Raw genomic sequence first — 4,440 nt, 5'->3', positions numbered from 1 at the left:
GCTTCATGCACCTTGAACTGACCGAGGACATGATGACCACAAAGATCCTCTCGACGCCGGCGGATATGTCCGGCCGGCCGATTGTCGAAACTGTCCTGCACTTCCCGCACCGCCGGGCCGGCGCGGCGCCGTCGCGGCGCTGAGTCCGGTTTTGTTTGTCTTCTCCCGCTGATTGCCTATCCTGTCTGCAGGATAGGCAATCACGGAGAGACGAACATGGCAAAACGGGGTGTGAATCGCCGGCAGATGCTGGGCGGATCGGCGGCAGTGCTGGGCGCGATGGGCGGAGCGCCGCAGGCACTCGGCGAGACGAGCGCGCAGATCAATGGCCAGGGGCCGCTGGCGGGCAAGACGATCCTGATTACCGGCTCCTCCTCCGGTTTCGGCCGGGTCGGGGCGGAGATCTATGCGCGGCTGGGCGCGCGGGTGTTCGCGACCATGCGCAATCTGCCGCGCCCGGAAGCCGATGAGCTGACGGCGCTGGCAGACGCCGAGGGCCTCGCCATCGAAGTGGTCGAGATCGATGTGACGTCGGATGAGAGTGTCACCGCCGGGGTCACAGAAGTGCTCGAACGCACGGGCGGCACGCTGGACGTGCTGATCAACAATGCCGGCATCGGCCTCAGCGGGCCGATCGAGCTGCAGGACATGGAGGCGACGATGCTCGCCTTCGAGACCAACACGTTCGGGCCGCACCGGATGGCGCGGGCCGTGCTGCCGGCGATGCGCGCGGCGGGGAAGGGCCAGATCTTCCAGATCTCGTCGCAGCTTGGCCGCGTGGTCGTGCCGGGCTCAGGGCATTATTCGCCGACCAAGTTTGCGCTGGAGGCGATGAGCGATGCGATGGCGTATGAACTCGTGCCGCATGGCATCGAGATCACGGTCATCCAGCCGGGCGGCTATCCGACCGAGATCTGGCGTAACCGCAATGCGCTGACGGCCGCGCTACGCGACCGCACCCCGCCGGAGCTGATGGCGGCCTATCCGGAACTGACGGCCGGCATGGGCGAGGGCGGCGGCGGCGGAACGACTGATCCGGCCGACATTCCGAACAAGATCGCGGAGATCATCGCGATGCCGCGCGGCACGCGGCCGCTGCGTGTGGCGGTGCATCCTGGCAACCGGCCGCAGCTTGGCATCAACGAGGCGACCAATGAGGCGCAGCTGGCGATGCTCGGCAATTCGCCCTTCGGCCCATGGGTCAAGGACGTGCTGGAGCGTTAAGTCAGGCTGGCCCCGCTCGAGGCCCCCGCCTGCGCGGGGGTGAGCGGGGCTGATTGCCGGATCAGTCGAGGCCGAGGATTTCCTTCAGGAACATCGTCTCGGCTTCGCGCTGGGCGGCGCGGTTCGCGAGCTTGCGGAAGCCGTGGCCTTCATCCATCGCCATCAGGAACCAGGATTTGACGCCGTTGGCCTTGACGGCTTCGAGGATCTGCTCGGCCTCCGTGTACGGAACACGCGGGTCGTTGTAGCCGTGGATGATGAAGATCGGCTTGTTGATCCGGTCGGCATTGCGCAGGGGTGAGATCTCGTCGAAGAAGGCGGCGATCTCGGGGTCGCGCTCATCGCCATATTCGGCGCGGCGCAGGTCGCGGCGATAGCCCTCGGTGTTCTCCAGGAAGGTCTTGAAGTCCGAGATGCCGACGATGTTGACGCCGCCGGCCAGCCGGTCGCCATAATCGATCATCGAGGCGAGCACCATGTATCCGCCATAGGAGCCGCCATAGACGATGACGCGGTCCGCATCGAGATCAGGCTGCGTGGCAATCCAGTCCAGCAGGGCGCCGATATCCTCGACTGAGCGCTTGCGCTCCATCGCATTGTCCAGCGACACATAGGTCTTGCCGTAGCCGGCCGAGCCGCGCACGTTCGGCACAGCGACGGCGAGGCCAAGCTCGTTCACCCAGTATTGGAACACGGAGCTGAAGCCGGGGCGCGCCTGCGCTTCCGGGCCGCCATGGATCGAGATGATCACCGGGTGCGGGCCGGGGCCTTCCGGCTTGTAGATAAAGGCCGGAATGTCCATGCCGATATCGTTCGGATAGGTGAAGAGTTCCGGCTCCACGAAGATGTCCGGATTGATGCCGCCGGTTTCGGCCTCGGTCCAGCGGGTGAGGTTCAGGGTCGCGATATCGAACGACCAGGCATCAGCCGGGCTGTTGGCCGCATTGAAGGTGAAGCCGATATGGCTGCCGGTCGGCGAGAAGACGAGGCCGGACGCGATGCCCACGGGCAGGGTCGGGCCGGGCCGGACCACGCCGGTTTCGACATCGACCAGCCGGATCGTGCCGAGGCCGCCTTCGTTGACCGTCAGCGCGACAGTGGTGCCGTCCGGCGACAGGGTCCAGTCGGAGACGCCCCAGTCGATGTCGGCGGTGTAGTTGGTGATCGTGCCATCCGGCGCGATGCGGACGAGGTTGGTGAATTCGTCATCCTTGTCGGTCGCCGTCAGCACCGAACCATCGGCGAGCAGCCGTGCGCCCGAATAAGCGACGGTGTCGCCTTCGTTGATCTCGGTCAGCTCACCGGTCGCGACATCCAGCGTGAACAGCTTGCTTTGGGCGATGGAGATATAGCGCTGCAGGAGCAGCTTCGAGCCGTCCTGGGACCAGCCGACCGGGCCGATGGCGCCGTCGCCTTCGAGGGCGACGCGGGTGGTCGAACGGTCAGCCGGATTGCCGATGATGATGTCATTGTTCGGGTCGCCCGGATTGGTGCGCGCCCAAGCCGCGATGGACCCGTCCGGCGCCCAGAGGGCAGAGCCGTTACGTGTGCCGGGTTCGGTGAAGGCGTTGATGCGCCCACTGGCAAGGTCGAAGCGGTAGCCCTGGAAGTATTCATCGCCGCCGCGGTCGCGCGCGAACAGGAAGGCGCCGCCGGCCGGGCTGACGCTGGCGGATGTGACGGGCTCCTCGAAGAAGGTCAGCTGGCGGCGGGCGCCGCCGGGGGTGCGCACTTCATGGATCTGGCTCACATTGCCAAAGCGGGTCGAGATCAGGATGCCGCCCTCGCCGGTCCAGTCCTGGAAGCCATGGCCGCGGACATTCTCATAGGCCGCCATGCGTTCGGAGACGTCGGCGGGGATCTCCGGGATGCCTTCCATGACGAGATTGCCGCGTGTGACGCGGTCGCTGGGGGCGGGGGTGGCGGCCGTTGCGGTTTCGGGGGCGAGGGTCGTGGCCGGCGCGCTGGCGCAGGCGGCGAGGACAAGGGCAAGCGCCGCCGAAGACAGCAGGCGGATGGATGTGCGGGTCATGAGGATCTCCCGGTCTGGTCATGAAACATGACGTTCTGTTTAGGCCGGTTTGGCGCTGCGTCATCCCTTTTCCGGACTTTTTCGCCGCATCGCCCTTCACATGACCGATACAATCGGGGTCTAAGGCCCTCAAAGACCCAAAGACAAAAGATCTACAAAGACCCGGCAGAAGGAGAGCGCCATGAAAAGCCTCGCACGCCTCACGACAATCGCATTTACAGCAGCATGGCTCGCCGCCTGTTCGCATACGGCGGTGGACGAGACAGACGCGCCGGTGGCCGTTGCCGTTGCGCCTGAGCCAGCCGAAGCGGCCCTCCAGGCAGGCAATGTCCTGCTGATCGGGCTCGACGGGCTGCATCCGGACATGGTCGCCCGCTGGGACGCGCCGAACCTCGAGGCGCTGGCAGCGCGCGGCGTCAAGGCCGAGGCGATGATCCCGGTGATGCCGAGCGTGACCTTCGTGAACTTCTATTCGATCGCAACCGGCCTCTATCCCGAGAATCACGGGATGGTGGCGAACGCGCCGTATGACGCCGAGGCGGACGAGATTTTCGACCGCGCCACGGGGCCGACCGAGAGCCGCTGGTGGCAGGGCGAGCCGATCTGGATCACGGCTGAGAAGCAGGGGCTTTCCTCGTCCATCATGTTCTGGCTTGGCTCCGAGACGACGCATGAGGGCATGCGCCCGACGCGCTGGACGCCGTATGACCATGAAAAGCCCTATCAAGACCGCGTCGACGAAGTGCTCGCCTGGTATGACGGCCCGGAAGAGATGCGCCCGCGCTTTGCGGCGGTGTATTTCGACCGGGTCGACACGGCCGGGCATTATTTCGGGCCAGATGCGCCGGAGACTGCGGCGGCCGTGGCTGAAGTGGACGGCTATGTTGGTCAACTGGTGGCGGGCCTCGAGGCGCGCGGCCTGCTGGAGACGACTACGATCCTGATCGTGTCCGATCATGGCATGGCCGAGATCGACACCGCGAAGATCCTGGATATCGGCGAGTTCATCGACCACAGCCAGATCACGTCGCCGCAATTTGCCGGCGCGTTTGGCGGCTCGGCCCAGCCCTCGATCCAGCTCTATGGCCAGGGCCCGGCCCTCGATGAGGCCTATGAGGCACTCAGCAACTTCCACCCGAACGTAAAGGTCTGGCGGCGCGGCGAGATGCCGGCGCATTTCCGCT

At 65.7% G+C, this 4,440-nt stretch carries 3 protein-coding genes; 2 read left to right on the top strand and 1 reads right to left on the bottom strand.

The annotated features are described in order from the left end of the window. Positions 1-216 precede the first annotated feature (216 nt). Positions 217-1,224, top strand: a complete 1,008-nt coding sequence (locus tag ACK4SV_RS15970; RefSeq protein WP_409918837.1) for an SDR family oxidoreductase — start codon at positions 217-219, stop codon at positions 1,222-1,224. Between the two features lie 61 nt (positions 1,225-1,285). Here the strand turns inward: ACK4SV_RS15970 and ACK4SV_RS15965 are convergent, their stop codons facing one another. Continuing rightward, positions 1,286-3,256 (bottom strand): S9 family peptidase, encoded by a 1,971-nt coding sequence (locus ACK4SV_RS15965; protein WP_409918836.1) that lies wholly within the window; start codon positions 3,254-3,256, stop codon positions 1,286-1,288. A gap of 181 nt (positions 3,257-3,437) precedes the next feature. On the opposite strand from ACK4SV_RS15965, the gene ACK4SV_RS15960 reads away from it, so the two are divergent. Continuing rightward, positions 3,438-4,440: ectonucleotide pyrophosphatase/phosphodiesterase (locus ACK4SV_RS15960; protein WP_409918835.1), on the top strand; the 1,003-nt coding region annotated here is incomplete at its 3' end.

Source organism: Hyphomonas sp. (genome assembly GCF_046313735.1).
Classification (GTDB): domain Bacteria; phylum Pseudomonadota; class Alphaproteobacteria; order Caulobacterales; family Hyphomonadaceae; genus Hyphomonas.
Note: the sequence above shows the minus strand (reverse complement) of the source record. Positions and strands in the feature narration are given on the sequence as shown.